The organism is Staphylococcus equorum (assembly GCF_029531845.1).
GTDB classification, from domain to species: Bacteria; Bacillota; Bacilli; order Staphylococcales; family Staphylococcaceae; genus Staphylococcus; species Staphylococcus equorum_C.
The window spans coordinates 77,734-102,123 of record NZ_JAMBPV010000004.1 but is presented as its reverse complement, the minus strand read 5'-3'; the positions used below and the strand labels follow the sequence as shown (position 1 = coordinate 102,123).

Genomic DNA, 24,390 nt, shown 5'->3' with positions numbered 1-24,390 from the left:
TATCCCCCTAGAATCCTCTATCTATAATTTCTACTTTATTGATATCTTTAAATAAGCTCGTATCTGTATAATCATCTAAATTTGTAAACATATGGTTCGATATTCTACCTTCAACATATTCACTTGGTTCATCTACATGTGCAGGAAACGTATACTGCCTTTCGTACTCAATCGTGTACTTAATCTTGATTGTTTCTTCATTCATCGGAATCACCTTCTATATATAAATGCATGATTATCTTTGGTTCCTCTGCATACTTCTTAAAACTTGTAATCTCAACTATTTGATTGTCATCATTCCATAAGTGACCATTCGCTGCATCTAACACTGTTTTAATTAAGTTGTCTATATCTGGTTTAGTTCGCTTATATTGTCCAACCATCGCAACATGTTTCTTCTTGCTCCATGACTTCAATAATGGGAAATGGAACTCTATTGTTAGTTTGATTGGTTTATCTATCATTAACATTGGCATTTGCCACTGTAAGTCCTTTTTATGGTCTGTATACTTCTTAGGCATGTAAGTCTGTACAAACTTTCCAGCATTTCTAAATCGTGGTCTAGGTGATGACATAGGTGCATCAACTTTCAATTCGATTGTTTCCATGTCCTCACTCCTGTATGAAATCAAATATGCTTGTTTGATCTACTCTAGTTAAATTGAAATGTTTCTTTATTTTTTCTAATCTATTATCTGTAACGATGAATTCATCTAATCCATATCGTTTATATAATCCGAATAACCTATTTGTTTTATTATTAAGTGGTATGACAGAACCAACCACTTTACCTGTACTATCTTTCAAATCGTATTCAGTGCTTAATCCCAATTACCTTACCTCCACAATAGCCACTCGTCTTTGGCGTTCATTTAATTTTTGGATAAATAGGTTGTACAATGTGTTACCGTCTCCTTGTGATGCTTCTATGAGTTTCTGAGCATATATATCGGAACACTCAAGTTTTTGTTTAATAAAATTCTTAGTTATCAAAATTAATACCTCTCATTCGATAATCTGCACCGTTCATTTTGATTAATGTTGTGTTAGACATCATTCGGCTAAATATCCGTTGTGCATCTTTATTCTTGCTTAGTTCCTGTGCATTTAAATTAGTAGTGTATATATTATGTTTACCAACTCTTGATTCGATTAGTTCGAACATTTTACCTGTAGCAAACTCGTTCATGTTAATTCCGAAATCATCGAACACCATTAAATCTACTTCACTGATAATTCTGTTTAAGTCTTGTTCGGTTAGATTAGTATTTTTGTTATAAGTTCCTTTAATAGTTGATATTAATTGTGGAACGTTCATGTAAAGGACTGAATATCCTTTTTCTCTAATGCCTTTTACAACTGACATTGATAAGTGTGATTTACCTGTACCAAATGAACCTTGCAGCAATAGCGATTGTTTATTATCAAGTGTGAAGTTTTCTACATATCTTTCACATAATGCTTTAGCTCGTGTTAATTCTTCATTAGTGGCTTTGTAGTTATCAAAGGTACATTGTGATAGATCATCATTGATAATTGATTTCTTGAATATGCTATTAGCTTTAGCTGATTTGTTACGCTTATCAAACTCTGCTTTCTGTTGTTTAGCTAGTGCTATCATTTCGCAGTCACAACCATCTTTAACTATTTGACCATTATCAAATTCATAATAATCATAAGTACGACCACACTTTTCACATTTCAAGTCATTCTCTTGTTTGACTATATTGTTTTTAAATCCTACTTTACTTGCGATATTCTCAAAGGGATTCATTTACTCACTCCCTAAAATAGATTTGCATAAGGGTTATCATCTGATTCCTTATTGCTTACTTGTTGGTTACAGTAACCTTCGAATTTAGTTCCGAATAGTGTTTCTGGTCTTAAATACTTATTTTGGTCAGTACCTTTCCATTCTTGTACTTTTATATCAATAACTTTTTTAAAATCATCTTCTCTAAAATCTTCTTTCCACCTAGCTTCTATAAATGATTTTGTTTTATTAGTTGTATGTCTGAAATTTTTACCAGTCTTTTCATTTAGATACTCGATGATTGATTGATAAGGTATAGTCGGGTTGCCCGACGTATTATTAATTGTGTTACTGTTATTTGTAATATTGTTAATTGTAGAACTGTTAATTGTAGTGGGTTGACTGTCGACCGGTCGGCTATCAACGGGTCGACCATCGACGGGTCGGTGATTAGCCTGTCGAGGATTATGGAACAATGTGTATAGGTTGCTACCATAAATATTATTTGATTGTTTCCTACTTACATTTAAATAACCAAAATTTATCAATTCATTTTTCGCTCTTAAAAACCGGTGTTTTCCTATATTCAACTCATGTTTAATTAAATCTACACTAGGAAACGCACTTTCATCAGCGCCAGCGTATGCTGATAAGTAACTGTATAGCGCTTTAGCTTCTATACTTATATTTGTATCTTTCATTACTCTCTTAAATACAAGTCCATATCCTGAAATGGAAGTCTTTATACTATCTGTCATTACTTCTCACCTTCTCCATATAACAGCCATTCAAGTGTTACGTTGAATATTTGTTCCATTTGTCTCAACCTGTCCATACTAGGTAAATGAATACCTCTTTCCCATTTGCTTACAATACTTTTATTTGCCTTGAAAATATTTGCGAACTCTTCTTGTGACCAATCATCACTCGCTCTAAGCGATGCAATTCTATATCCGATAGCTTTTCTGTCTATTGGTTTAATCATCCTAGGCATCATCATTGTTTTTCACCTCGTAACATACTGTTTAACTTGTCATCTACTGATATCCAACTATTATGTAAGTGATATAAATCATCGAATGATTTAACACCTATCGCGTGCTGTTGATTGTGGTGGCGCCTGCACAATGCTAGTACATGTTTATCATGATGATCCATTGTTTTACGGTTCATGCCACGTCCTACTGCTTCGTAATGTGCGAGGTCTGCTTTCTGTTCACCGCATATTACACAGTTTCTGTTTACCGTAGCCCAATACAACATTGCTTTATCACCTTGTAATAGTTTGCTTGTTTCAATTCTCATTGGTATTTGGTTGTGGAATATGAAAGTTATGATTAGTTCGATTAACTCACCAGCTATTTTCCTAGTACAGTCACGTAAACTAATTCGTTCATATCCATTCATAATTTCTAATTCACTTTGAAATCTTTGTCTTAATGCTTCTACTGGTTCTCCCCAGTACAATTCAATATCTTTACACATGGCAAATATCTTTTTACGTTGGTCAATTGAAATCAATTTATTGTCTGGTACAGTTACATCAGCGTTTAGATTGTATCCATTTTCCATTAATTCAATATGGCTATTTTCTAATTCAACACCTGTGGCAACGACGGAATATGTACCGTCGTTATCCAATTGGTATCTAGTAATTTGTTGCATTTCATCACACCCTAGAATGGAAGGTCATCATCATTTATATCAATAGGACCATTAGCATTTGCGAAAGGATTACTTTGATCACTTAATGACTCTTTTTGTTGTCCTTGTCCGCTAGACTGTTGTTCTTCACGTTTCATATCATCAGTTTTAGGCACTGGTTTGTTGACTACTTCATCACCTTTATTCCAAACTTTTACGAATGAAAGTCTTACAAAGTATTTGCCTTGATCTTCATTTAATTTATGTTTTAAAACAATAGTTCCTGCCTTATTAATTAATTCATCTGTGTTAAAAGATAAATCTGGAAGATTTAATTTGATACCTAATCTACTTAGGAACTCTACATATTGTTTTTCTTGGAAGTCTTGTTGGAATGGTGGCACAAATTGATTGTGTTTATATTGCTTACCTTCGCTGTTTTCAAATACAACTGTGAAATATCTGTTTTGACTATCATTAAATTCAACGTCTTTAACTTTGACTGTGAACTCTCCAGCGCCTAAGAAGTCGCCACCTTTTAAAAATGCATCTTGATTAGTTTCTTTAATGTGTTTAGCTTGTCCTGTAATATTCATAATTTATATACCGTCCTTTTAATTTTTAGTTTAGTTTCCGTTTCTAATTGCTTGTACAACATCGTTAATACTTGGGTTAATAAATCGTTTGTCACTTATTGTCACGTTTTGTGAATGCCTAATTTTTGTTTCATATAAGCTTGATGGTTCTGCATTCAGTACATAATCAAATTGCTTTTGACCATCTTGTTCCGTTTCTTCTATAGTCATTCTTGCTAGTACATCTGATTGGCTTACTACTGCTTTTTTAATCTGTTCTTGCGCTTCAATAGTAATGGTAGGGTTAATTGTTCCACCTTCATCATCTTTATCTTTATTAATGCCCTCATGACCACTTATAGCCAAATGAAATTGGTAATGTTCTTGTAGCTTAGAAATGTATCTATACATGCTTACTATTCGAGTAGCTGTTTCGCCCCAATCGTTGAATGTGGCTTTACGTGTCTTACCAGCCATTACATCGTCCATTGTTATATCTCTAAGTTTTTGTATTGTTTCAATAACTACTACATCAATTTGCTTACCGTTATTTCTAAGCTGTTCTAAAATCTGTGGAATCATTCTTATTACATAAGAGAAATGTTTATAATTCTTAACCGCCACTACTGCGCCATCTTCTGAAACTGTCGTGCCATCTTCGTTGATATCAAGTACAAGTGCGTTGTTATCTTTAGTTAGAAAAGTAGTTTTTCCAGTTCCAAACTTTCCGTAAATAGCAAACTTATAAAACTTGTTCGCATTCTGTTGGCTAATATCTTTAACACCCAGTTGAGTTAAAATATCTTGTTCTTCACTCATTTACTTCAACCCTCTCACTTCTGTGTATTCTTATATGAGTTGATTCACATATAATTTTGTCGTGCTTAGTCCAATCAATTTCTAATACTTCGAAATCTTCTTCGAAAAATTTGCGTGCCGTTTCCATTTCATCTGTATATTCGACTTTAGGCGCTCGTTCTGTCGGTCTATTATCAACATAGTGATCTACATTCTTATGAACGATATAGCAATAGTCTTTCTTGTGCATAGACTTGTTTTTTACCATGTCATCACAGCGCTCATTACTCTATCTGCTTCATCGGTGTTCTCATCTATCCATTTGAATACAGATTGTTCTAAGATTTCTCTTGCAGTGTTTACTCCTAGTTCTTCATCAGCTACTAAAATTTCATCTATAAATACGTTGTCTAACGTTTCAACAGATATATTCGCTTCAAATTGCGTCATCTTTCTAACACGTAAGACGAATTGGAACCCTTGAACATTAATTACTTTCTTACTTTCATCATTGATTCTGTAATACATTTGACGACCTCCATGATATTAAGTTATAGTTAACTCATTAAATTTTTTGAATAATATATGTCGTTTGACTGTTAGGCGTTGCAGCGCTTTTCAGTCTTTTTTGTTGCCTTTAAATAGTTAATCCAACTGTCCCAAGCCACATAGCTAAAGCAAACTGCTACCCAGTAAATTAGAAACAAGTGGATAAAGTCTTTAGTGAAAATCAAAGCTATGAAGAATATGACTATAGCTGTTGATAATGCTAGTAAACCTCTCATGTTATCCCTCCATTAATTCATTAAGAGTATTTTGCGAAATGTCATGATATGGAAATTTTTCTTGAAATAGTTTTATTGGAACTTTTCCAGTGATTGTGAAATATCCTTCTGCTTCTAATTCGTCATTCATACGTTTGATATACCGATTGGCAGTTGGTGTTGATACTTCTAATAATCTAGCCACTTCCTTTGCACTAAAGGTATTTTTTATCATGTTCAACCCTCCTTATTTTTCGATTGTTGGTAATACACTGTGTTCTTTTAATAAGTCATAAATGAACAAACGACCTTTTTGTGTCCATTTTGTATTCATTCTTACTGAAGTACTGCCATCTTTATGTTCGATTTCTTTAGTAGATGAATGCGTGTAACCTTCACCATGTATACTTGAGTAAAGTAACCATTGCCCAGATTGTTTGTACTGTACTTTTAAATCGTGAAGTAATTTGTTAAGTCTCTGTGCTGACATTCCGTAATCTTTAGCTATTTGACCCACTGTTACTAAACTTTTATTTTGTAAAATTGAATCAAGATAAGATGCTTTAGGTTCGAATTCTGCATTTTTTTGTTTACTCATAGTGTTTTCAAGCTGTAACTTTTCGTTTTCTTCAACTTTCACTAGTAATTCAGTTAAAGCCTCTTTATAAGACCCTGGCAATTTGTTTTGGATTTGTTGTTCCATTTCGTTAAATTTATTAATGTAAGCCATTTTGAAATTGTTATGACCTTGAATGTTGAACATGTATAAAGTAAAACCATCTTTAGTTAATAGGTATTCTTTATAACTTCTTCTTTGCCCCTCAACTTTGTAATTGCTTGATATAATTAGAGAACTCACATTTGAGGTTTCTGAAATCATTGTTTCTAAACCCTTTACAACATTGTCGTGCCTCTTTCCTAACTCCTCTGCTACAGTTCTACTTGAAACTACTGGTCCAAGTGCTGTGTTATTTTCGATTTGAATTGTTTGTAATCCTTGCATTTTTTCCTCCTATTTTTTAATTTCAAATAATTCTTCTGATTTATAACCAGGAAATAATTTTTTGTTTATTAACATCGCTTGCTCAATCGTGAAAGAATATTTTCCTCTAGTTCTATCTCGCACTGTTGTATACGGCATATTAATAAGTCTGGCTATATCTTTTTCTGTGATGTTATGTTTCTTCATTGCTACCAATAATTTGGGGTACAAATTCAACACCTCCGAAGATACGGTACATTGCACCTATATACGATACGTCGTATCTATAAATAATACTATATACGATAGTTCGTATATAATCAAGTAAAAAATCCAAAAAAATACGATGTATCGTAAAAAAACTCTTTACTTCCTATTTAAACGCATGTATAATAAAATTAACAAATACGAAATGTCGTACAATTAATGGAGGGCAATTACATGAGAGAAAGAAGCCAATTTGTAGAAGATAAAATTAAAGTTATGGGGTATAATACTCGTTCGTTTGCAAATGAAGTTGGTGTTTCTTATACAACTTTGCGTTCTATGCTAGAAAGAAATTTTGAAGGTGCTAAAATTGAAAATGTTATTGCAGTAGCTAAAGGGATTAATGTATCTGTAGAATACCTTTTTGATATTGGGACTGATTTTGAAGAAGTTGAGGCTGCTCATTCCGATAAAGGCTTAACTGAAAAAGAAGTTAACGCCCTTAGAGATATTTTGAAAAATTACGAAGATTAAGTTACGGGAGTGTTGCAAATGCAATTCAGTGAAAGTTTATTAAATAATCACGATCTTTTAAAAGTAAAAAAAGTCGATTTACCAAATGGAGAAATTAAGGGTTATTACAGAAGAAATAAAAAGCATCCTAATGGTATAGTTTTGCTTAATGATAATTTTGATTGCTACGTGCAAAATGGAATTTTAGCAGAAGAAATCGGTCATCATGAAACTACATACGGTAAAATCTTAGGCGCATACACTACCGATAGCCAAAATCATATAAATGATTTAAGACAAGAATTAAAAGCACGTAGACGTGGCTATGAATTGGCGGTGCCGTTACAAAAATTAATTGATTGCTATGAGCATGGTACGTGGGGGAATATTCACAATATGTGTTTATCAATGGAAATAGATAGATCGTATTTTCAAAAAGTCATAGAGGATTATAAAGTTAGATATGGACCCTTTGTCGAATGTAATGGTTATGTTATAAACTTCTCACCATTAGACATCGAGAAAGTATAAACATATTTTTTTACACTAAAACAGAACATACGTTCTTAAAAAGGAGAAAAGAAAATGAATTTAACAGAATTTCAAGAACATATCGAAGGTAAATTACCGGCTTTAGATAGTTTTTACGATAGAGCTATTAACTATCAATTAGAAAAGGATAGTAGACGCCCTACCAAAAAACGTTGGTCTGAAGTAAAAATCGAAAGAGCTGCAAATGGTATGTATAAAGATTTAATTAAAGGTATATACGAAAAAGTAAAATCTTTAGTGGAAGAAAGAGAGAAAAAACCAACTACGGTATGGATTGATTATTTAGAAAAACATGAGATGTATGAACAGATAAATGAATCACTATATGAAATAGAGTTCGAATAAATTAAAAAAATCTAAACTTTTCACCCAACATTATATATAATTAATATTGTAACGACTTATAAAATTTATTTATTGAGGAGAATGCACCATGAAGAAACTCTTATGCCTACTAATTGCAAGCTTATTAATATTGTCAGCGTGTGGTTAAAAAACAACCTTAAACGATATTATTAAAGGGTTTAAGGTTGCTGATTTAACAGTTAATGATAAAAAGGAAATGAAACCAGAAGATTACGGGACTGCACCAATGAAAGCTAAAGAGGCGCTAATATTTGAAGTTGAAAAGGAAAAAAATGCTAGACTACTAGAATTTGAAACGAGCAAAGATTTAAAGGATACAAAAGCATATTATGATGATTTAGGTAAAGAAAGTGGTGCACTATACTCACATACGTATTCAGATGGTAGTTTCTTATTACAAATGAATGGTGAAGTTAGCGAAAGTAAATTCAACGCATATAAAAAAGCTATGAAACAAGTTATAAAAGGCGATAAAGTGACAAAAGCAAGTGTAAAAAAACGAGTTATAATAAAAAAATGACAGTAGTGTAAATGATAGTGATACTTCTGATTCAGAAATCAAAGAGCTTATAAAAAACGATCCAAGCATATCAAGTGAAAATGAGGTCGTTATAAAAAATGATGCGAATCAGCAAGTTAAGGATTCAAGAAAATCTGATAAAGAAACACCTTCAGAACAGCAAAGTGAGAGCGAGAAAGAAACTGTTGTGTCAAAAGAAGAACCATTTAAACCAAATGAACACGGCGGCGGGCACCCACAATTATATACAAACGAAGACTTGCCAGATGACATAGGCGAAGCTAAGCAATCACCAAATCCATATGACAAAGACCACACAACAACGCATGATGAAAGTATGATGAAGACACCGGACGCAGAACCACAAACAAGCGAAAAATAAACGTTAACGAAAACAGTAGAAACTAGAACACCAGATGAAGTGGAAATAAATGTTGATACTGCCCCAGCCACACCCTCGCACATCGGTTTACCCGATGGAGCCAACGAGTCGATAAACGAATAATGCCCGGGCGACTCAGTCGCCTTTTTATTTTACTTAATTTAAGAGGAGCGAGAATAATGCCGATATATAAAGATGAACGCACAAATAAATATTATTATTCAGTGAGATATAAAGATGTGTACGGCAATAACAAAAGAAAAATGAAACGCGGTTTTAAAACCAAACGCGAAGCTAAAGCGGCAGAATCTGAATTTATACATGGTATCAAAAGTGGATATAGTGACTCGAATACATTCGATTATGTTTTTAATCACTATTTAGAACACACCGATTTAAGGGAAAAAACACGCAGACGAAAAGAAAACGAATATAAAAAACATATACATGATAAGTTCGGACACATAAAAATGAATGATATTAAACAAAATCAATGCCAAGAATTTAGAACGTACTTAATGAATAATCTAGCAAGCCCTAACACAGCGCGAACAATTTGGTCTGGTTTTAAAGTCGTTATAAATCACGCTAAGAAGCATTTTGGTTTATTGGTTGACCCTACAATATCAATTACGCCTATACCACGCATCAAGCCGAAACCTAAATACATGTTGCGTGAAGAATTTGACGATAAGATAAGCAAAATTACTGAAAAAGATTATCGTGACTTATTAACTTTAATGTTTTATACGGGGTTACGTGTTGGTGAAGCAATGGCATTAACGTGGGTTGATTATAACAAATATAAAAAAGAAATATCGGTCAATAAAACTATAGACATAAACAATCGCAAATTATACAGCCGAGCAAAAACAGAATCGTCTGAAAGTACCGTGCCGTTACCTAATTTCATTTTAAAAATGTTAAACGAAAGATACGAAAGCGAGGCGACAATTCATAAATATTTCGATGACACTTATTTTATATTTGGTGGAATTGAGCCGAAACATTACAGTCATTTACAAAAGAAATATAAACTTGTATTCACAAATTACGACATTCATACATTACGACATTCTTACGCATCTTATTTAGCAAATAACGGCGTCGATATTTTTGTATTACAATCACTTATGCGTCACTCACAAATAACCGAAACTATGCAAACGTATAGCCATTTATACACGCAAAAAAAGCACGATGCAATACGCATATTCGACAACATTTAAAACAAATGGTATCAAAAAGGTATCGCTCGTGCTTTTAATATTCATGAAAGGCTTAGTATCAAGGGTTGTAACTAACCAATACTACCTTCCATTTCGAATTTGATTAAACGGTTCATTTCAACAGCATATTCCATTGGAAGTTCTTTTGTAAATGGTTCAATGAAGCCCATTACAATCATTTCAGTTGCTTCTTCTTCAGAAATACCACGACTCATTAAATAGAATAATTGTTCTTCTGAAACTTTAGATACTTTCGCTTCGTGCTCTAATGAAATATTGTCATTAAATACTTCATTATATGGAATAGTATCTGAAGTAGATTCATTATCTAAAATTAAAGTATCACATTCGATGTTTGAACGTGCGCCTTTTGCTTTACGGCCAAAGTGCACGATACCACGATAAACAACTTTACCACCATCTTTAGAGATAGACTTAGAAACAATTGTTGAAGAGGTATTTGGCGCTTTGTGAATCATTTTCGCCCCAGCATCTTGTACTTGTCCTTTACCAGCAAATGCGATAGATAACGTACTACCTTTAGCACCTTCACCTAAAAGTACACAGTTTGGGTATTTCATAGTTAACTTAGAGCCTAAGTTACCGTCAACCCATTCCATATTACCATTTTCATATACTAGAGTACGTTTTGTAACTAAGTTATAAACATTGTTTGCCCAGTTTTGAATCGTTGTATAACGCACGTGCGCGTCTTTGTGTACAATGATTTCAACAACAGCTGAGTGTAATGAGCTTGTTGAGTAAACTGGTGCCGTACAACCTTCTACATAGTTCACAGATGCGCCTTCATCAGCAATGATTAAAGTACGCTCAAATTGACCCATGTTTTCAGAGTTAATACGGAAATAGGCTTGTAAAGGTGTGTCTAATTTAATATTTTTTGGAACATAAATAAATGATCCACCTGACCAAACAGCTGAGTTTAACGCTGAGAATTTATTATCTGTAGCAGGCACTACTGTTGAGAAGTACTGTCTGAATAAATCTTCGTTTTCTCTTAAAGCACTGTCTGTATCTTTAAAGATGATACCTTGGTCTTCAAGTTCTTTCTCCATGTTGTGGTAAACAACTTCTGATTCATACTGTGCTGAAACACCAGCAAGATATTTTTGCTCAGCTTCAGGGATACCTAATTTATCAAACGTACGCTTGATTTCTTCAGGTACTTCATCCCATGAGCGTTCTGTGTTTTCTGATGGTTTAACATAATAAGTGATATCATCAAAGTTTAATTCTGATAAATCTCCACCCCATTGTGGCATAGGCATTTTGTAGAATTGTTTCAATGATTTTAATCTATAATTAAGCATCCATTCAGGTTCACTTTTCATATTTGAAATTTCGCGGACAATGTTCTCTGTCAAACCGCGTTCTGATCTAAAAATGGAAACATCTTCGTCGTGGAAACCATATTGATAATTCCCAACATCAGGTGCTTTTTTAGCCATTTAAATCACTCCTTTTATATATTAAAAACGACTTACGTGCAAGTTCATTTATTGTATTATTCTCTTTTAACTGTTTGCTATAAGAATAACAATTTCATCTATATACGTTCATGAAATTTCATGTTGTTCATACTAGTTTGAATGGGATTTTACACAATGTCAATGCTTCGACTCGAATTAGTCTTCTTCATTGCCTTCCTTTTCAACTGTACCCTTTTCTAAGGCTTTCCAAGCTAACGTGGCACATTTAATTCTTGCAGGGAATTGCGAAACACCTTGCAGTGCTTCGATATCTCCCATTTCTTCGCTGATTTCATAATCTTCGCCAAGCATCATTTTTGAAAATTCTTGACTCATTTTCATGGCATCAGCTAAAGAATTGCCTTTAACCGCTTCGGTCATCATTGAGGCACTAGACATTGAAATTGAACAGCCTTCTCCATCAAATTTAGCATCTTTGATAAAACCATCTTCTATATCAAACGTAAGATGAATACGATCCCCACACGTTGGATTGTTCATGTCTACTGTCATAGATTCATTATCTAAAGTACCTTTGTTTCTAGGACTTTTGTAATGATCCATAATTACTGAACGATACAACTGATTTAAATTATTAAAATTCATATGAGAAAAACTCCTTCGTTTGTTTCAACGCTTCAACTAATTGGTCAATATCTTCTTTCGTGTTATAAATATAAAAACTTGCACGGGCTGTAGAAGATTGTTTTAACCATTTCATTAGTGGTTGAGCACAGTGATGTCCAGCTCGAACAGCTACACCTTCAGTATCAACTGCAGTTGCAACGTCATGCGCATGAACATCAGTCATATTGAAAGTAATGATACCAGCACGACGATCTTTTGCCGGACCATATATCTCAATACCTTCTATCTCTGACATTTTGTCATAAGCGTACTGTGTTAACCTCGATTCATGTTGATGAATTGCTTCGAATCCTAAATTTTGCAAATATTTTATTGCCTCTGCGAAGCCAATCGCTTGTGCAATAAGTGGCGTGCCTGCTTCAAATTTTGTTGGTAAATCTGCCCACGAAGCTTCATGTTTATCAACAAAATCTATCATATCTCCACCAAATTCAATTGGCTCCATGTTGTTTAGTAATGTGCGTTTACCATATAAAACGCCAATACCCGTTGGACCAAGCATTTTATGACCACTAAAACTATAAAAATCGACACCTAAGTCTTGCATATCTATATCCATATGAGGGGCAGCTTGTGCGCCATCCACACTGATAATTGCACCATGTTCATGCGCAATTTCGGTAATAGCTTTGATATCGTTTATAGTACCCAATACGTTAGAAACGTGAGCAATAGCAACTATTTTTGTTTTTTCATTAATAGTCGCTTTGACATCCTCAATCGCTAATTCTCCATCTTGAGTCATTGGAATAAATTTTAATTCTGCCTTTTTACGCTTCGCTAATTGCTGCCAAGGTACGATATTGGCATGATGTTCCATTTCAGTAACAACGATTTCATCGCCTTCAGTAACATTGGCATCACCATAGCTATGTGCAACAATATTAATCGCTGCTGTCGTTCCACGTGTGAAGATAATTTCTTCAAAGTATTTCGCATTTATAAAACGTCTTACCGTTTCACGTGCATTTTCATAACCATCTGTTGCTAATGAACCGAGTGTGTGTACACCACGATGTACATTAGAGTTGTATCGTTTATAGTAATCATCAATCGCATCAATCACTTGGATAGGCGTTTGACTTGTTGCTGTAGAGTCTAGATAAGCTAATCTATTCCCATGTACTTGCTGCTTGAGAATTGGAAAATCTTTTACAATTTCACTAACATTTAATGATTCGGTCAAATTATCCACAGACCTTTCTTAATTAAAAATCTATAATCAGACCTTAGTAAAGTTAGGGAGTTTACTTTTAATTCAAGTTTAAAACACACTTAACAAGAATCATTCGCTTTCCTAACACTTGAATTACTATTGTCTTTAACGTAATTAATATCGTTAATTATTTATTAATTTTAAGTTCTATTACTTCACGTAATTTGCGTTTTACATCTTCAATCGGTAGTTCACGTACAACTGGATCTAAGAAACCATGAATAACCAAACGTTCAGCTTCTCGACGTGAAATACCACGACTCATCAGGTAGTAAAGTTGTTCTGGATCTACACGACCTACTGATGCTGCATGTCCTGCTTCTACATCGTCCTCATCGATTAATAGAATTGGGTTAGCATCCCCACGTGCGTTTTCAGAAAGCATTAGCACACGTGATTCTTGTTGAGCATTTGATTTAGTGCCGCCATGTTTAATGTAACCAATACCATTAAATATTGTTGAAGCACTTTCTAACATAACGCCGTGTTTTAAAATATATCCATTTGTTTCTTTACCGTATTGAACGATTTTAGAAGTTAAATTGATTTTTTGACTACCCGTACCAATGACAACAGATTTTAATTCACTTTCTGAACGGTCACCAATTAAATTAGTAGTATTATCAATAATTTGACTACCTTCATTCATTAGTCCTAATGACCAGTTAATTGTTGCGTCTGCTTCTGTCATGCCGCGACGAATAATGTGACCTATAAAGCCTTTGTCTAAATAATCTACTGAACCATAAGTGATTTTCGAGTTTGCACCAGCACTTACTTCTGAAACGATGTTAAGTTGGTTACCTTCGCCGCTTGCATTTGATAAGTAGTTTTCAACATACGTTACTTCTGCACTTTCTTCAGTAGTAATAATTACATGATTGTAAAAACTTGCATCAGTATCGTCATGTAAAACAACGTATTGAATTGGATGTTCCACCACTACGTTTTTAGGTACATATACAAACATACCACCGTTAACAAGTGCTGTGTGTAATGCTGTTAATCTATGTTCATCAACAGTTACTGTGTCATTCATAAAATATTTTTTTACTAAATCAGGATGATTCTTCAACGCATCTGATAATCCTTCAATGATTACGCCATCGTTTTTTGCGGAATCAGAAACCTTTGTAAAAGCAAGTGTATTATTGTGTTGTATTACTAAGTTCTCTGTATTTTCTACATCAATAATTTCTTTTACTTCTGCTGGTAGTTCTTCTATTGATTCATAAACATTACCTACTGTTTCATGTTGTTTAAATGAATCAAAATCCCATTTATTAATTTTTGTTTTATCTGGTTTTGGCATTTCTAAAGTTTCAGTTAATTTCAACGCTTCTCTACGTAATTCAGTTAACCAAGAAGGTTCATTATGGGCTTGTGAATATTCAACAAGTTGAGCTTCAGAAATGTTCAAAGTTTCAGTCGTCATACTATTTTTTCCTCCCATTTGATGATTGTATGATTTAATTCATTGGTATAAATCAAAACCTTAAATCTTCATCTAAATTAATGTTTTCATATGAGTTGAGACTTATTATTGAGCGTTGAACTCTTCTTTAACCCATTCATAGCCTTCTTCTTCTAAACGTTTTGCTAATTCAGGTCCGCCTGAAGTAACCACTTTGCCTGCATACATAACATGTACATGGTCTGGAGTAATGTAGTTTAATAGACGTTGGTAGTGAGTGATAATTAATGCACCAAATTCTTCGCCACGCATTAAGTTGATACCTTTGGATACTACTTTCAGAGCATCAATATCTAAACCAGAGTCAATTTCGTCTAAAATTGCGAATTTTGGTTCTAACATCATTAGTTGAAGAATTTCATTACGTTTTTTCTCGCCGCCAGAGAACCCTTCGTTTAAATAACGTTGCGCCATATCTTGATCGATATCTAAGCGATCCATTTCTTTATCTAATTTTTTGATGAATTGCATCAAATTAATTTCATTACCTTCTCCACGTTTAACATTAATTGCTGAACGTAGAAAATCTGCAGTTGTTACACCAGTGATTTCTGATGGGTATTGCATAGCTAAGAAAAGGCCTGCTTTTGCACGTTCGTCAACTTCTAGTTCTAATATGTTAACGCCGTCTAATAAAACTTCACCTTTAGTTACTTCGTAGTTAGGGTGTCCCATGATTGCTGATGATAATGTTGATTTACCAGTACCATTTGGTCCCATAACAACGTGTATTTCGTCTGTGTTAATTGTTAAGTTAACACCTTTAAGAATTTCTTTATCTTCAATAGACACATGTAGGTCCTTAATTTCTAATGTTGATGGCATACATATTCCCTCCGTATTATATGATATGTTTTTCCTATCTAGTTTATAATAATTTTAATCTGCAGTCAAAAGACTGAGCCTTTGTTACATCTTTTAATTATAACGTAGTTATATTTGAATATAAACCTTTTCAGGAGCTAAATTAAAATCGTTATTAAAACACAATCATTTTCGATAGGGATTTTTTAGGTTTAGTAACTGATAATAATGTCAGCATTGTTCTCAATGCCTATTATCTCTTAAAATAAGACTTATAGTACAGATATATGTGATAAACAATATTTTTTTCGATTTTGCTTTTAATATTCTCATGCTCGCTTTTATGCTATTATCATTTATATATTTTCAATCAAAAGGAGACTGACATGTCAAAAATAAAATGGTCAAATATTGGGAAAGGCTTTGCTATGGGAACAACTGATTTAGTTCCAGGGGTGAGCGGAGGTACAATAGCCCTCTTACTTGGTATTTATGATGACTTCATTCGTTCTATTAGCGGTCTTTTTTCTAAACGTTTTTGGGAAAGTTTAAAATTTTTAATACCAATTGGTTTAGGAATGGTGCTAGCTATAGGCTTATTAAGTAAAGTTATTAATTACTTACTTAATGAACACACCATACCCACGATGTTCTTTTTTGTTGGCTTAATCGTAGGTATAATTCCATATTTATTAAAAACTTCTCGCTTTAAACAAACTTTTAATGTTACACACTATTCCCTTGTTGCATTGGGTATCATCATAATTGTTGTCATTACTTTACTAAATAACGGCGACAAGCATGCAGGCGAAACACTAGAACTCTCAACTGGCCTTTTTATTAAATATTTTATTGCTGGTGCATGTGCCTCTAGTGCTATGCTGCTTCCAGGTATATCAGGATCATTTATGTTATTGGTGTTTGGAGTATACGGTACAGTGATGTATGCTATTTCAGAATTTATTTCGCTAAACTTTAACGCAATTCCTGTATTAATTTCCGTTGGTTTAGGCGTTATTGCCGGTTTCTTATTTTCCAGTAAAATCATCCAATACTTACTGACTTACCATACTTACTTAACCTATGCATTAATTATTGGTTTCGTAGTAGGTTCACTATACGCCGTATTTCCTGGCATCCCCCATTCTATCTTAATATGGATCATTTCAATCATAACGTTGGTTTGTGGTTTTATTATTAGTTATAAATTAGGGAACACTACAAAAGATTAAAATCAAATATATAAATTTTAAACGCCATCGATATTGCTCGATGGTGTTTAAAAATGCTTTTCTTCACACATTTCTCGAAATAGAAAAAAAATAAATTCCTAATTTCAAAAAGTGTAAATCTTTACAGTAGATATGTAACTTCATTTTTTATATAATATAATCTCAATCATTTTTTAGGTTGAAACAGAAAAAATTGGAGGAATTAATTAATATTTGGGAACCCTTATTAGTTTAATCACGTTTATCATTTTATTAATACTTACTGCATTCTTTGTTGCTTCAGAGTTCGCAATAGTCAAAGTTCGGACATCGAGAATCCACTCGCTTGCAACAGGTAATAATAAAAATGCACTTTCAGCACAAAAGGTAGTAACACACTTAGATGAATACCTAGCCGCTTGTCAATTAGGCATTACAATTACCGCTCTCGGCATTGGTATGGTCGGTGAATCGACTTTTGAGTTTATGTTACACCCGCTTTTCAGTAGTTTAGGTTTATCAGATTCGATGATACACGTCTTCACTTTAATTAGTGCTTTTGTAATTGCAACATATTTACACGTCGTTGTTGGCGAAATGGCACCTAAGACAGTTGCGATTCAAAAAGCCGAACAAATCACATTAATCATAGCCAAACCAATGATCATGTTTTACAAATTATTTTATCCATTTATATATATACTTAATGGTTCAGCGCGATTAATTTTAAAGATGTTTGGAATGCAACCTGCTAAAGAAAGTGAACTCTATCATTCCGAAGAAGAATTAAAACTATTGATTAAAGAAAGTCATGAAGGCGGAGAAATCTCTGAAAATGAATTGACACATATCAATCGTGCATTTGCTTTTGATGAAATGACGATTAAAGATGGTTATATTGCTCTGGACAAAGTTTCAGTTATCGATATTAAAAGTAATGTAGATGAAACAAAATCTTATATAAGCAATGCGAATTACACAAGATTCCCTGTGTTTAGAGATAACCCAACTCAAATTGTTGGCTATATACATGCTAAGGACTTTTTAAATGATGATTTAACGACACTTGAAGAGATTACAAACGATATTCTAAAAATAAGTCTTAATACTAAATATCATCATGTTCTAGAGTTGATGAAAACACATCAAATCCACATCGCACTTGTCGAAGATGAAAACCGTAATCCTATTGGTATGATTACAATGGAGAATATTTTAGAAAATATAGTAGGCGACATTAAAGATGAGCATGATATAGTCTAAGTATGACCTTTAATTAAAACAGCATTTCAAACTTAAACAAAATACCGGCAAAGTTAAAAACTTTGTCGGTATTTTTGCAGTATTTCTTTAAGTACAATTTAAACTTTTCTATATTTTAGAGTCGCTTGCCCAGACACGATGAAAGTCTTTAGTACTGAATTATTCACACGCATTAGATTAGTCACATACTGAACAAGGAAATCTTCTCATATGAATCAAGATAAAGGTGTTAGAACAAAATAACCCGGAAGTATATGTCTCATTACTTTTAAATCATTTAATGATATAAAAGCATTCCATAACCTCCGACCTATTAAATGAAATATCAACAGCGAAAGTGGTATTTCAGTGATTCTATATATAATCAATACATAAACCTTCCATTATCCAGTAAGCTTACTTTTAATTTGTTAGTTCTCCCATTGGAAATTAAACTAATTTTTATTCATCAATTCATTTCCATTGTTTTATTTTACTCATCTAAAACTTCTATTTCAAATATATGAGTTAAGTGTGCATCACATGTATCAAAATAAACTTGAATAATACACCCTTATTCGGGTGTGCTGCAGATTGTCGTCAAAACCTTCAACTTTGTTGGCAGTTTTTGTTAACGTTTTCCGTGAACACAGCCTCAGTCTGTAGTATTCAGCTTGTACTATGCCCATAGTAGTCGACGCAAAGCACACCATTTTCACACGCTACCTTTTTTACCGTTTAAAAAAATAAAAAGAACCCTAAAACCGTTGTGGTTAAAGGATTCTTTATGAAGTTAGTTATTATTCTGCTGGTACGACCGCACCATCATATTCTTTGTTGATATAGTCTTTAATTTCTTTAGATTGCAGTACGTCAACTAGCGCTTTGATTTTCTCGTCATCTTTATGACCATCTCTTACACCAATTAAATTCGCATAAGGATTGTCTTTAGCTTTTTCTAGAACAATTGAATCATCTTTAGGGCTTAAATCTTGATCAATTGCAAAGTTTGAATTAATAATTACAGCATCAGCATCTTCGTTTTGATAAATTTTTGGTAAATACTCTGCAGATTGTTTATTATTAAATTTGATATCTTTTTTGTTTTCTACAATATCATCAAACGTAGCGTCTTCTGTTTTAACGCCATCTTTTAATTTAATAAGTCCTTCATCTACGAAGAACTTTAAGAAACGTCCTTCTTCAGCTGGGTTGTTTGATACATATACTGTTGCGCCTTTTGGTAAATCTTTTAAACTTTTATGTTTTTTAGAATAAACTGCCATTGGCTCCAAGTGAACGTTCCCTGCTGATTCAACTTTATAGCCTTTATCTTTCTTCTCTGTTTCTAAATATGGTGTATGTTGGAAGAAGTTCGCATCAATTTCACCTTTATCTAATAATTTATTCGGTGTTGTATAATCGTTAATCGTTTTGATTTTTAATTTATAGCCTTTATCTTCTAACAATGGTTCTGCTTTTTCTAATATTTCTGCGTGTGGTGCTGGTGAAGCTCCGACTGTAATTGTTTTATCTTTTTCATCTCCGCCGCCACATGCTGCTAATAAAAGCGCCAAAGCTACTACAGAAACTAAACTTAATATTTTTTTCATATAATAAAGTCCCCTTTTTTAAAAATTTATCGTTTATCTATTTTATTTGTAGACCAGTCACCAATAAATTGAATGATAAATACAATAATCAGTATTAAAACTGTTGATACAAATATGACGTCATTTTGATTTCGTGTGAAGCCAGTTAAATATGCTAAGTTACCTAAACCACCTGCACCAATTACACCCGCAACAGCTGTTGATCCAACCAAAGCAATTGCAGTAACTGTAATACCAGATATTAAAGCAGGCATCGCTTCTGGTAAAAGGACTTTTTTCACTACAGTCCATGTATTTGCGCCCATTGACCAAGCCGCTTCGATTACGCCTTTGTCGATTTCTTTAAATGCTATTTCTACTAATCTTGCGTAGAATGGTGCAGCACTAATGATCAATGCAGGCAACGCCCCAGTTGGTCCACTGATTGTTCCTAATATTAAACTTGTAAATGGAATCAACAAGAGTATTAGGATAATAAAAGGAATTGCTCTGAATAAGTTTACGATAAATGAAACTACGCTATAAAAAACTCTTGCAACTGGTGATTTGCTTTTAGCGGATAAAAAGAGTAAAACACCTAAAATTAGGCCTAAAACAAAAGCAAATATCGTTGCTACTACTGTCATGTAAATTGTTTCATATGTTGCTAACCAAACTTCATCCCAACTGATATTTGGCATAGTAACCATCTCACGGAGTATGTCACCAAACGAATTACCCATGCTTTAACACCTCCACTGAAACGTGTTGCGCTTCTAAATCATTTTTGAACTTTTCGAATTTTTCAGAATTCACTGTTGACAAATGCACTACTAAAAAACCGATAGAGCCATCTTTCGTATGTTTAATATTAGCTTCCAATATATTCACATCAATGTTATGTGTCTTAGTTATGTATGATACTAACGGTTCCGTAGTATTACTTCCTGTAAAATTCAACCGAACTACATAATCATTTTCATTTAATGATATTAAATCTGTGATAGATTCATCAAAATCATCGTCTAAATCATCTTTAACAAAGCGTTTTGTTACTGCGTGTTGTGGGTTTTCAAAGACAGTTGTAACCTTGCCTTGTTCGATTACACGGCCACTTTCCATAACAGCAACTTCATCACAGATACGTCGAATGACATGCATTTCGTGTGTAATGATTACGATTGTTAAATTTCTTTCTTCTTTAATCTTTAATAATAATTCTAGAATTTCATCTGTCGTTTGAGGATCTAATGCACTTGTTGCTTCATCGCAAAGTAATACCGTTGGCTCATTTGCTAATGCTCGCGCGATTCCGACACGTTGCTTTTGACCGCCAGATAATTCCGATGGATATGCATTTTCTCTTCCTTTTAGTCCTACCAATTCCACTAATTCTAACGCACGTTGCTTCGCTTCACGACGCGAAACACCAGCGATTTCTAGCGGAAATGTAATATTATTTAATACATTTCGTGACCACAGTAAATTAAAATGTTGAAAAATCATGCTCACTTTTTGACGTTTTTTTCTTAAATCTGATTTAGATAAATCACCAATCTTATCTCCATCAATAATTACGTCACCTGAAGTAGGTTGCTCGAGGTTGTTCAAGAGTCTTACTAATGTACTTTTCCCAGCTCCTGAAAAACCAACTACTCCAAAGATTGAGCCTGATTGAATACTTAAATCAACATGATCTACAGCTAGTACGTCGTGTTTTTTAGTTTTGTACCTTTTGACTATTTGATTTAATTCAATCATCACACTTGCCTCCTTGTATTACACTATCAATTAAAAAATGCTTTCTCTTTTATTCAGTGAAGAAAAGAGAAAGCATTAAGCGCTTCTCTCATCTCCCAAAGTTAATAGTAACTTCATGTGAATTGGCACCATTTCTGATACAGACGGTTGCCGGGCTTCAAAGGGCACATCCCTCCACCACTCTTGATAAGAGTATCATTTATTTAATTATTTTTAATCCTATCATCGCACTCATGTTTCGTCAATAACTATTTTAAATTTTCTAATAAATAAGGAACAGATTGAAATGCGTAAATTCTTTTCTGTTCTTTTCCTTTAGACATAAGCATGAGTACAGGTACAGATTGTATTTCTTGCGCTTGGCTAAAATCAGGATGAAAATTCAAATCTATTTTTGTAATTGGTAATTTCAAAATTTCATTCGCTATATCTAACATTCGTTCTGAAACTTTGCAAGTTCCACACGTTGGTGTATAACCAAATATTAAATACTTTTCTTTTTCTTCATGTTCGTGCACATCTGCACGGTATTCACTTGTTACAGTCATGTTAATAAACTTACCCTTTCAGCTATATAATCTAATTTTGCTTTAGCTACTTTTTCTGCATCTTTTACAGAAAAACCATGTTTTCGTAGTACTCTGGATAAATATGGTTTAGGGCATCTAGCAACCTCACAATATTGTCTATCTATGCGTATATGTTTACTCTCACTGAGATATCGTTTGAACCATTTACGTATCTTTTCACCTTCTTTATCTGAATCAACAAGAATATATACTTGTTTATCATATAAAGATTCAACCATTTCATCGATTTTATCAATGCCCATAGTACCGTTCGTACATATGATATCAATTGGCTGATCAATAACTTGCTTTACCCGTTTCTTGTCTGATTTGCCTTCGACAATGATCACTTGGTTTAGTATCGTCATGACATCCACCCTCTAAATGTTGATAGTTGTTCAATCTACTTAGTTCTTCACAATACTTAGCGACTATAAACATAATTTACATATTCCTAATCTTATCTTATTATTGAAAATGATTTTTGTCATTTAAAGACATCCAACAAATGTTCATTTTCTTATATAATAATTGTACTTTCCCTTTATTACGCTACTCTCTGCTATATCTCACTTTATATATGGTTTATTATAAATAACCATATAAAATAGATCGTTCTTATTAAAAAAACTCCAAGATAATCAATATCATGGAGTTCATACTTTATTTTTTATTCACCAATCATTTCTGAGTATTGCTCAGCTGATAATAATTCATCTAATTGACTTTGATCGCTTAATTCAACTTTTACCATCCACGCTTTATCGTATGGTGATTCATTTACGAATTCTGGGCTGTCCTCTAATTCTTCATTAGACTCGACAACTTTTCCAGTAACAGGCGCGTAAAGTTCTGAAACTGTTTTTACCGATTCAACACTACCAAAAGTTTCACCTTCGTTAATGTCATCGTCGACTTCTGGTAATTCAACGAATACGATATCTCCTAATTCACCTTGAGCATATTCAGTTATACCAATTGTTACTGTATTGCCTTCAATTTTAACCCATTCATGTTCTTTAGAATATTTAAATTCACTCGGTACTGCCACAAGAATCCCCTCCTAAATGATTTTACATATTAATGATGCCATATGAAAAGCTTTCAAGCAACTATTTCTTGATAACATAATCTAATCAGATGTTTTCATAGCAATAGATGAAGCGTTTCCACAACGCTGTTGTAACCACTTATTTAAATATGGATTAAAATTTTATTTTATAACCAAGTTTCCTTATATTGGTCTTCTTTAAATCCAACTGTAACTTTATTTCCTGAAATGGCTAATGGTCTTTTCACTAACATACCATTTGAAGCCAATAAATCTAACTTTTCATCATTCGTTAGATCTTTCAACTTATCTTGCAACCCAAGCTCACGATATTTTGCGCCATGTGTGTTAAAGAGTTTGTTAACATCAATTTCTGTCGCTTCAATAATATTTTTAAACTCTTTTTTAGTAGGCGTATGTTGAACGATATCAATAGGTTCAAAACTAACACCATACTCTTGTAAGAACTTAGCTGCCTTCTTACAAGTTGTACAATTAGGATACTGGTAAAATTTTATCATTATGCTGTACCTCCTATGTCTAGTTAACACTAATATATCAAATTTCTACTTAAAACGCTCTTAATATCAAGCTGATTTTTTTAATAATGACTAAATGTCAGTTATAATGGGTTCAATAATATCTAAAACAAAGGAGTTATACTATGCAACCAATAAATTCTACAGACTATTTCAAAGAAACAATACAAAGTGATAATCCTGTTATTGTTAAATTCGAAGCAGGGTGGTGTCCAGATTGTAAAGCGATGGACATGTGGATTGATCCAATCACTGAAAAATATAATAATTACCAATGGTTCACTGTAAATCGTGATGAATTAGAAGACGTAGCGTCTGACAATGATGTGATGGGTATCCCAAGCTTGTTAGTTTTCAAAAATGGAGAAAAACTAGCTCATTTACATTCAGCAAATGCAAAATCTCCAGAACAAGTTGAATCATTTTTAGCAGAAACATTTAAATAAATCATAAAGTGTTTCAGATGAAACTCTGAAACATACATTTCAAATATAAATAAAAGGCCGCA

Annotated in this window: 38 protein-coding genes and 1 riboswitch; of the genes, 9 read left to right on the top strand and 29 right to left on the bottom strand. The window is 33.3% G+C overall.

Translation table 11 applies throughout. The features are described 5' to 3' along the window. Window positions 1-7 precede the first annotated feature (7 nt). The 17 genes from M4L39_RS06785 to M4L39_RS06705 all read right to left on the bottom strand — a co-directional run bounded on the left by M4L39_RS06785 (window position 8) and on the right by M4L39_RS06705 (window position 6,853). Window positions 8-205: a hypothetical protein gene (locus M4L39_RS06785; RefSeq protein WP_277581354.1), complete on the bottom strand. Its 198-nt coding sequence runs from the start codon at window positions 203-205 to the stop codon at window positions 8-10. Continuing rightward, complete coding sequence (locus tag M4L39_RS06780) at window positions 198-608, bottom strand: RusA family crossover junction endodeoxyribonuclease (RefSeq protein WP_277581353.1); 411 nt, start codon at window positions 606-608, stop codon at window positions 198-200. Before M4L39_RS06780 ends, M4L39_RS06785 begins: the two co-directional genes overlap by 8 nt. Before the next feature lie 4 nt (window positions 609-612). After that, window positions 613-831, bottom strand: coding sequence for a hypothetical protein (locus M4L39_RS06775; RefSeq protein WP_103170003.1), 219 nt, complete (start codon window positions 829-831; stop codon window positions 613-615). Continuing rightward, complete coding sequence (locus M4L39_RS06770) at window positions 832-993, bottom strand: hypothetical protein (RefSeq protein ID WP_277581352.1); 162 nt, start codon at window positions 991-993, stop codon at window positions 832-834. It abuts the gene before it with no gap. Further along, window positions 983-1,774, bottom strand: a complete 792-nt coding sequence (locus tag M4L39_RS06765; protein ID WP_277581351.1) for an ATP-binding protein — start codon at window positions 1,772-1,774, stop codon at window positions 983-985. The genes M4L39_RS06770 and M4L39_RS06765 overlap by 11 nt, the downstream gene beginning before the upstream one ends. 11 nt (window positions 1,775-1,785) lie before the next feature. Beyond that, window positions 1,786-2,511 carry a conserved phage C-terminal domain-containing protein gene (locus tag M4L39_RS06760; protein ID WP_277581350.1) on the bottom strand — a complete coding sequence of 242 codons (726 nt, stop codon included), beginning with the start codon at window positions 2,509-2,511 and terminating at the stop codon, window positions 1,786-1,788. Then, the gene (locus tag M4L39_RS06755) at window positions 2,511-2,738 is read right to left on the bottom strand and encodes a helix-turn-helix domain-containing protein (protein WP_277581349.1); all 228 of its coding nucleotides are present in this window, start codon (window positions 2,736-2,738) and stop codon (window positions 2,511-2,513) included. Before M4L39_RS06755 ends, M4L39_RS06760 begins: the two co-directional genes overlap by 1 nt. A gap of 11 nt (window positions 2,739-2,749) precedes the next feature. Next, window positions 2,750-3,418 carry a putative HNHc nuclease gene (locus M4L39_RS06750; RefSeq protein ID WP_277581348.1) on the bottom strand — a complete coding sequence of 223 codons (669 nt, stop codon included), beginning with the start codon at window positions 3,416-3,418 and terminating at the stop codon, window positions 2,750-2,752. A gap of 11 nt (window positions 3,419-3,429) precedes the next feature. Next, window positions 3,430-3,993 carry a single-stranded DNA-binding protein gene (locus M4L39_RS06745; RefSeq protein ID WP_277581347.1) on the bottom strand — a complete coding sequence of 188 codons (564 nt, stop codon included), beginning with the start codon at window positions 3,991-3,993 and terminating at the stop codon, window positions 3,430-3,432. Window positions 3,994-4,023: 30 nt separating this feature from the next. Then, window positions 4,024-4,791 (bottom strand): ATP-binding protein, encoded by a 768-nt coding sequence (locus M4L39_RS06740; protein ID WP_277581346.1) that lies wholly within the window; start codon window positions 4,789-4,791, stop codon window positions 4,024-4,026. Continuing rightward, entirely contained in the window at window positions 4,784-5,038 is a 255-nt protein-coding gene (locus M4L39_RS06735; protein ID WP_277581345.1) for a DUF2483 family protein, read from the bottom strand. Before M4L39_RS06735 ends, M4L39_RS06740 begins: the two co-directional genes overlap by 8 nt. Beyond that, complete coding sequence (locus tag M4L39_RS06730) at window positions 5,032-5,298, bottom strand: DUF1108 family protein (protein WP_277581344.1); 267 nt, start codon at window positions 5,296-5,298, stop codon at window positions 5,032-5,034. Before M4L39_RS06730 ends, M4L39_RS06735 begins: the two co-directional genes overlap by 7 nt. Window positions 5,299-5,369: 71 nt before the next feature. Beyond that, window positions 5,370-5,555, bottom strand: coding sequence for a hypothetical protein (locus M4L39_RS06725; protein WP_277581343.1), 186 nt, complete (start codon window positions 5,553-5,555; stop codon window positions 5,370-5,372). A gap of 1 nt (window position 5,556) precedes the next feature. Next, window positions 5,557-5,769 (bottom strand): hypothetical protein, encoded by a 213-nt coding sequence (locus M4L39_RS06720; protein ID WP_277581342.1) that lies wholly within the window; start codon window positions 5,767-5,769, stop codon window positions 5,557-5,559. 12 nt (window positions 5,770-5,781) lie between these two features. After that, window positions 5,782-6,537 carry a phage regulatory protein/antirepressor Ant gene (locus tag M4L39_RS06715; RefSeq protein WP_277581341.1) on the bottom strand — a complete coding sequence of 252 codons (756 nt, stop codon included), beginning with the start codon at window positions 6,535-6,537 and terminating at the stop codon, window positions 5,782-5,784. Window positions 6,538-6,546: 9 nt separating this feature from the next. Then, the gene (locus tag M4L39_RS06710) at window positions 6,547-6,723 is read right to left on the bottom strand and encodes a helix-turn-helix domain-containing protein (protein ID WP_277581340.1); all 177 of its coding nucleotides are present in this window, start codon (window positions 6,721-6,723) and stop codon (window positions 6,547-6,549) included. After that, complete coding sequence (locus M4L39_RS06705; protein WP_277581339.1) at window positions 6,710-6,853, bottom strand: hypothetical protein; 144 nt, start codon at window positions 6,851-6,853, stop codon at window positions 6,710-6,712. The genes M4L39_RS06710 and M4L39_RS06705 overlap by 14 nt, the downstream gene beginning before the upstream one ends. 104 nt (window positions 6,854-6,957) lie before the next feature. Between M4L39_RS06705 and M4L39_RS06700 the strand changes: the two genes are divergently transcribed. From M4L39_RS06700 to M4L39_RS06675, 6 genes are all read left to right on the top strand, one after another. Next, complete coding sequence (locus tag M4L39_RS06700; protein ID WP_277581338.1) at window positions 6,958-7,257, top strand: helix-turn-helix domain-containing protein; 300 nt, start codon at window positions 6,958-6,960, stop codon at window positions 7,255-7,257. Window positions 7,258-7,275: 18 nt separating this feature from the next. Further along, complete coding sequence (locus tag M4L39_RS06695) at window positions 7,276-7,767, top strand: hypothetical protein (RefSeq protein ID WP_277581337.1); 492 nt, start codon at window positions 7,276-7,278, stop codon at window positions 7,765-7,767. 54 nt (window positions 7,768-7,821) lie between these two features. After that, complete coding sequence (locus M4L39_RS06690) at window positions 7,822-8,133, top strand: hypothetical protein (RefSeq protein WP_277581336.1); 312 nt, start codon at window positions 7,822-7,824, stop codon at window positions 8,131-8,133. A 217-nt stretch (window positions 8,134-8,350) separates the two neighbouring features. Next, window positions 8,351-8,674 carry a stress protein gene (locus M4L39_RS06685; RefSeq protein ID WP_277581335.1) on the top strand — a complete coding sequence of 108 codons (324 nt, stop codon included), beginning with the start codon at window positions 8,351-8,353 and terminating at the stop codon, window positions 8,672-8,674. 187 nt (window positions 8,675-8,861) lie between these two features. Then, complete coding sequence (locus M4L39_RS06680; protein ID WP_277581334.1) at window positions 8,862-9,056, top strand: hypothetical protein; 195 nt, start codon at window positions 8,862-8,864, stop codon at window positions 9,054-9,056. Window positions 9,057-9,235: 179 nt separating this feature from the next. Beyond that, entirely contained in the window at window positions 9,236-10,285 is a 1,050-nt protein-coding gene (locus M4L39_RS06675) for a site-specific integrase (RefSeq protein ID WP_277581333.1), read from the top strand. 71 nt (window positions 10,286-10,356) lie between these two features. On the opposite strand, the gene sufB is transcribed toward M4L39_RS06675, so the two are convergent. The 5 genes from sufB to sufC all read right to left on the bottom strand — a co-directional run bounded on the left by sufB (window position 10,357) and on the right by sufC (window position 15,938). Beyond that, on the bottom strand, window positions 10,357-11,754 hold the full coding sequence (gene sufB / locus M4L39_RS06670; RefSeq protein ID WP_277581332.1) for a Fe-S cluster assembly protein SufB: 1,398 nt from the start codon (window positions 11,752-11,754) through the stop codon (window positions 10,357-10,359). A 177-nt stretch (window positions 11,755-11,931) separates the two neighbouring features. Further along, a complete protein-coding gene (gene sufU, locus M4L39_RS06665) occupies window positions 11,932-12,381 on the bottom strand; it encodes a Fe-S cluster assembly sulfur transfer protein SufU (RefSeq protein WP_277581331.1) in 450 nt (149 codons plus the stop codon). Then, window positions 12,371-13,609, bottom strand: a complete 1,239-nt coding sequence (locus tag M4L39_RS06660; protein ID WP_431197631.1) for a cysteine desulfurase — start codon at window positions 13,607-13,609, stop codon at window positions 12,371-12,373. The genes sufU and M4L39_RS06660 overlap by 11 nt, the downstream gene beginning before the upstream one ends. Before the next feature lie 157 nt (window positions 13,610-13,766). Then, window positions 13,767-15,074, bottom strand: a complete 1,308-nt coding sequence (sufD, locus tag M4L39_RS06655; protein ID WP_277581329.1) for a Fe-S cluster assembly protein SufD — start codon at window positions 15,072-15,074, stop codon at window positions 13,767-13,769. Window positions 15,075-15,179: 105 nt separating this feature from the next. Next, entirely contained in the window at window positions 15,180-15,938 is a 759-nt protein-coding gene (gene sufC, locus M4L39_RS06650) for a Fe-S cluster assembly ATPase SufC (protein WP_002512209.1), read from the bottom strand. 365 nt (window positions 15,939-16,303) lie between these two features. On the opposite strand from sufC, the gene M4L39_RS06645 reads away from it, so the two are divergent. Together M4L39_RS06645 and M4L39_RS06640 are read left to right on the top strand one after the other, a co-directional pair. Next, complete coding sequence (locus M4L39_RS06645) at window positions 16,304-17,149, top strand: DUF368 domain-containing protein (protein ID WP_277581328.1); 846 nt, start codon at window positions 16,304-16,306, stop codon at window positions 17,147-17,149. Between the two features lie 213 nt (window positions 17,150-17,362). Continuing rightward, window positions 17,363-18,391 (top strand): hemolysin family protein, encoded by a 1,029-nt coding sequence (locus tag M4L39_RS06640; RefSeq protein ID WP_277581327.1) that lies wholly within the window; start codon window positions 17,363-17,365, stop codon window positions 18,389-18,391. 779 nt (window positions 18,392-19,170) lie between these two features. Here the strand turns inward: M4L39_RS06640 and M4L39_RS06635 are convergent. The 7 genes from M4L39_RS06635 to M4L39_RS06605 all read right to left on the bottom strand — a co-directional run bounded on the left by M4L39_RS06635 (window position 19,171) and on the right by M4L39_RS06605 (window position 23,864). Next, entirely contained in the window at window positions 19,171-19,983 is an 813-nt protein-coding gene (locus tag M4L39_RS06635) for a MetQ/NlpA family ABC transporter substrate-binding protein (RefSeq protein ID WP_277581326.1), read from the bottom strand. A gap of 26 nt (window positions 19,984-20,009) precedes the next feature. Further along, window positions 20,010-20,705 carry a methionine ABC transporter permease gene (locus M4L39_RS06630; protein WP_277581325.1) on the bottom strand — a complete coding sequence of 232 codons (696 nt, stop codon included), beginning with the start codon at window positions 20,703-20,705 and terminating at the stop codon, window positions 20,010-20,012. After that, window positions 20,698-21,723, bottom strand: a complete 1,026-nt coding sequence (locus M4L39_RS06625; RefSeq protein ID WP_277581324.1) for a methionine ABC transporter ATP-binding protein — start codon at window positions 21,721-21,723, stop codon at window positions 20,698-20,700. The genes M4L39_RS06630 and M4L39_RS06625 overlap by 8 nt, the downstream gene beginning before the upstream one ends. An 85-nt stretch (window positions 21,724-21,808) precedes the next feature. After that, a riboswitch (SAM riboswitch) is annotated at window positions 21,809-21,916 on the bottom strand. 55 nt (window positions 21,917-21,971) lie between these two features. Beyond that, on the bottom strand, window positions 21,972-22,271 hold the full coding sequence (locus M4L39_RS06620) for a thioredoxin family protein (RefSeq protein WP_277581323.1): 300 nt from the start codon (window positions 22,269-22,271) through the stop codon (window positions 21,972-21,974). Then, window positions 22,268-22,660 carry a toprim domain-containing protein gene (locus M4L39_RS06615; protein WP_277581322.1) on the bottom strand — a complete coding sequence of 131 codons (393 nt, stop codon included), beginning with the start codon at window positions 22,658-22,660 and terminating at the stop codon, window positions 22,268-22,270. The genes M4L39_RS06620 and M4L39_RS06615 overlap by 4 nt, the downstream gene beginning before the upstream one ends. Window positions 22,661-22,962: 302 nt before the next feature. Further along, entirely contained in the window at window positions 22,963-23,343 is a 381-nt protein-coding gene (gene gcvH, locus M4L39_RS06610; protein ID WP_069833005.1) for a glycine cleavage system protein GcvH, read from the bottom strand. Window positions 23,344-23,510: 167 nt separating this feature from the next. Beyond that, complete coding sequence (locus M4L39_RS06605; RefSeq protein ID WP_277581321.1) at window positions 23,511-23,864, bottom strand: arsenate reductase family protein; 354 nt, start codon at window positions 23,862-23,864, stop codon at window positions 23,511-23,513. A gap of 143 nt (window positions 23,865-24,007) precedes the next feature. Between M4L39_RS06605 and M4L39_RS06600 the strand changes: the two genes are divergently transcribed. Next, a complete protein-coding gene (locus M4L39_RS06600) occupies window positions 24,008-24,328 on the top strand; it encodes a thioredoxin family protein (protein WP_277581320.1) in 321 nt (106 codons plus the stop codon). Window positions 24,329-24,390: the final 62 nt, after the last annotated feature.

Bases quoted from the DNA above. Each gene is read 5' to 3' on its own strand.
- M4L39_RS06615 (WP_277581322.1), bottom strand. From the start codon at position 22,660: ATGACGATACTAAACCAAGTGATCATTGTCGAAGGCAAATCAGACAAG.
- M4L39_RS06740 (WP_277581346.1), bottom strand. From the start codon at position 4,791: ATGAGTGAAGAACAAGATATTTTAACTCAACTGGGTGTTAAAGATATT.
- M4L39_RS06720 (WP_277581342.1), bottom strand. From the start codon at position 5,769: ATGATAAAAAATACCTTTAGTGCAAAGGAAGTGGCTAGATTATTAGAA.
- M4L39_RS06765 (WP_277581351.1), bottom strand. From the start codon at position 1,774: ATGAATCCCTTTGAGAATATCGCAAGTAAAGTAGGATTTAAAAACAAT.
- sufC (WP_002512209.1), bottom strand. From the start codon at position 15,938: ATGCCATCAACATTAGAAATTAAGGACCTACATGTGTCTATTGAAGAT.
- M4L39_RS06755 (WP_277581349.1), bottom strand. From the start codon at position 2,738: ATGATTAAACCAATAGACAGAAAAGCTATCGGATATAGAATTGCATCG.
- M4L39_RS06605 (WP_277581321.1), bottom strand. From the start codon at position 23,864: ATGATAAAATTTTACCAGTATCCTAATTGTACAACTTGTAAGAAGGCA.
- M4L39_RS06620 (WP_277581323.1), bottom strand. From the start codon at position 22,271: ATGACTGTAACAAGTGAATACCGTGCAGATGTGCACGAACATGAAGAA.
- M4L39_RS06630 (WP_277581325.1), bottom strand. From the start codon at position 20,705: ATGGGTAATTCGTTTGGTGACATACTCCGTGAGATGGTTACTATGCCA.
- M4L39_RS06675 (WP_277581333.1), top strand. From the start codon at position 9,236: ATGCCGATATATAAAGATGAACGCACAAATAAATATTATTATTCAGTG.
- M4L39_RS06685 (WP_277581335.1), top strand. From the start codon at position 8,351: ATGAAACCAGAAGATTACGGGACTGCACCAATGAAAGCTAAAGAGGCG.
- M4L39_RS06730 (WP_277581344.1), bottom strand. From the start codon at position 5,298: ATGTATTACAGAATCAATGATGAAAGTAAGAAAGTAATTAATGTTCAA.
- M4L39_RS06625 (WP_277581324.1), bottom strand. From the start codon at position 21,723: ATGATTGAATTAAATCAAATAGTCAAAAGGTACAAAACTAAAAAACAC.
- sufB (WP_277581332.1), bottom strand. From the start codon at position 11,754: ATGGCTAAAAAAGCACCTGATGTTGGGAATTATCAATATGGTTTCCAC.
- M4L39_RS06780 (WP_277581353.1), bottom strand. From the start codon at position 608: ATGGAAACAATCGAATTGAAAGTTGATGCACCTATGTCATCACCTAGA.
- M4L39_RS06635 (WP_277581326.1), bottom strand. From the start codon at position 19,983: ATGAAAAAAATATTAAGTTTAGTTTCTGTAGTAGCTTTGGCGCTTTTA.
- M4L39_RS06645 (WP_277581328.1), top strand. From the start codon at position 16,304: ATGTCAAAAATAAAATGGTCAAATATTGGGAAAGGCTTTGCTATGGGA.
- M4L39_RS06715 (WP_277581341.1), bottom strand. From the start codon at position 6,537: ATGCAAGGATTACAAACAATTCAAATCGAAAATAACACAGCACTTGGA.
- M4L39_RS06710 (WP_277581340.1), bottom strand. From the start codon at position 6,723: ATGAAGAAACATAACATCACAGAAAAAGATATAGCCAGACTTATTAAT.
- M4L39_RS06700 (WP_277581338.1), top strand. From the start codon at position 6,958: ATGAGAGAAAGAAGCCAATTTGTAGAAGATAAAATTAAAGTTATGGGG.
- M4L39_RS06695 (WP_277581337.1), top strand. From the start codon at position 7,276: ATGCAATTCAGTGAAAGTTTATTAAATAATCACGATCTTTTAAAAGTA.
- M4L39_RS06785 (WP_277581354.1), bottom strand. From the start codon at position 205: ATGAATGAAGAAACAATCAAGATTAAGTACACGATTGAGTACGAAAGG.
- sufD (WP_277581329.1), bottom strand. From the start codon at position 15,074: ATGACGACTGAAACTTTGAACATTTCTGAAGCTCAACTTGTTGAATAT.
- M4L39_RS06725 (WP_277581343.1), bottom strand. From the start codon at position 5,555: ATGAGAGGTTTACTAGCATTATCAACAGCTATAGTCATATTCTTCATA.
- M4L39_RS06690 (WP_277581336.1), top strand. From the start codon at position 7,822: ATGAATTTAACAGAATTTCAAGAACATATCGAAGGTAAATTACCGGCT.
- M4L39_RS06745 (WP_277581347.1), bottom strand. From the start codon at position 3,993: ATGAATATTACAGGACAAGCTAAACACATTAAAGAAACTAATCAAGAT.
- M4L39_RS06735 (WP_277581345.1), bottom strand. From the start codon at position 5,038: ATGGTAAAAAACAAGTCTATGCACAAGAAAGACTATTGCTATATCGTT.
- M4L39_RS06600 (WP_277581320.1), top strand. From the start codon at position 24,008: ATGCAACCAATAAATTCTACAGACTATTTCAAAGAAACAATACAAAGT.
- sufU (WP_277581331.1), bottom strand. From the start codon at position 12,381: ATGAATTTTAATAATTTAAATCAGTTGTATCGTTCAGTAATTATGGAT.
- M4L39_RS06760 (WP_277581350.1), bottom strand. From the start codon at position 2,511: ATGACAGATAGTATAAAGACTTCCATTTCAGGATATGGACTTGTATTT.
- M4L39_RS06750 (WP_277581348.1), bottom strand. From the start codon at position 3,418: ATGCAACAAATTACTAGATACCAATTGGATAACGACGGTACATATTCC.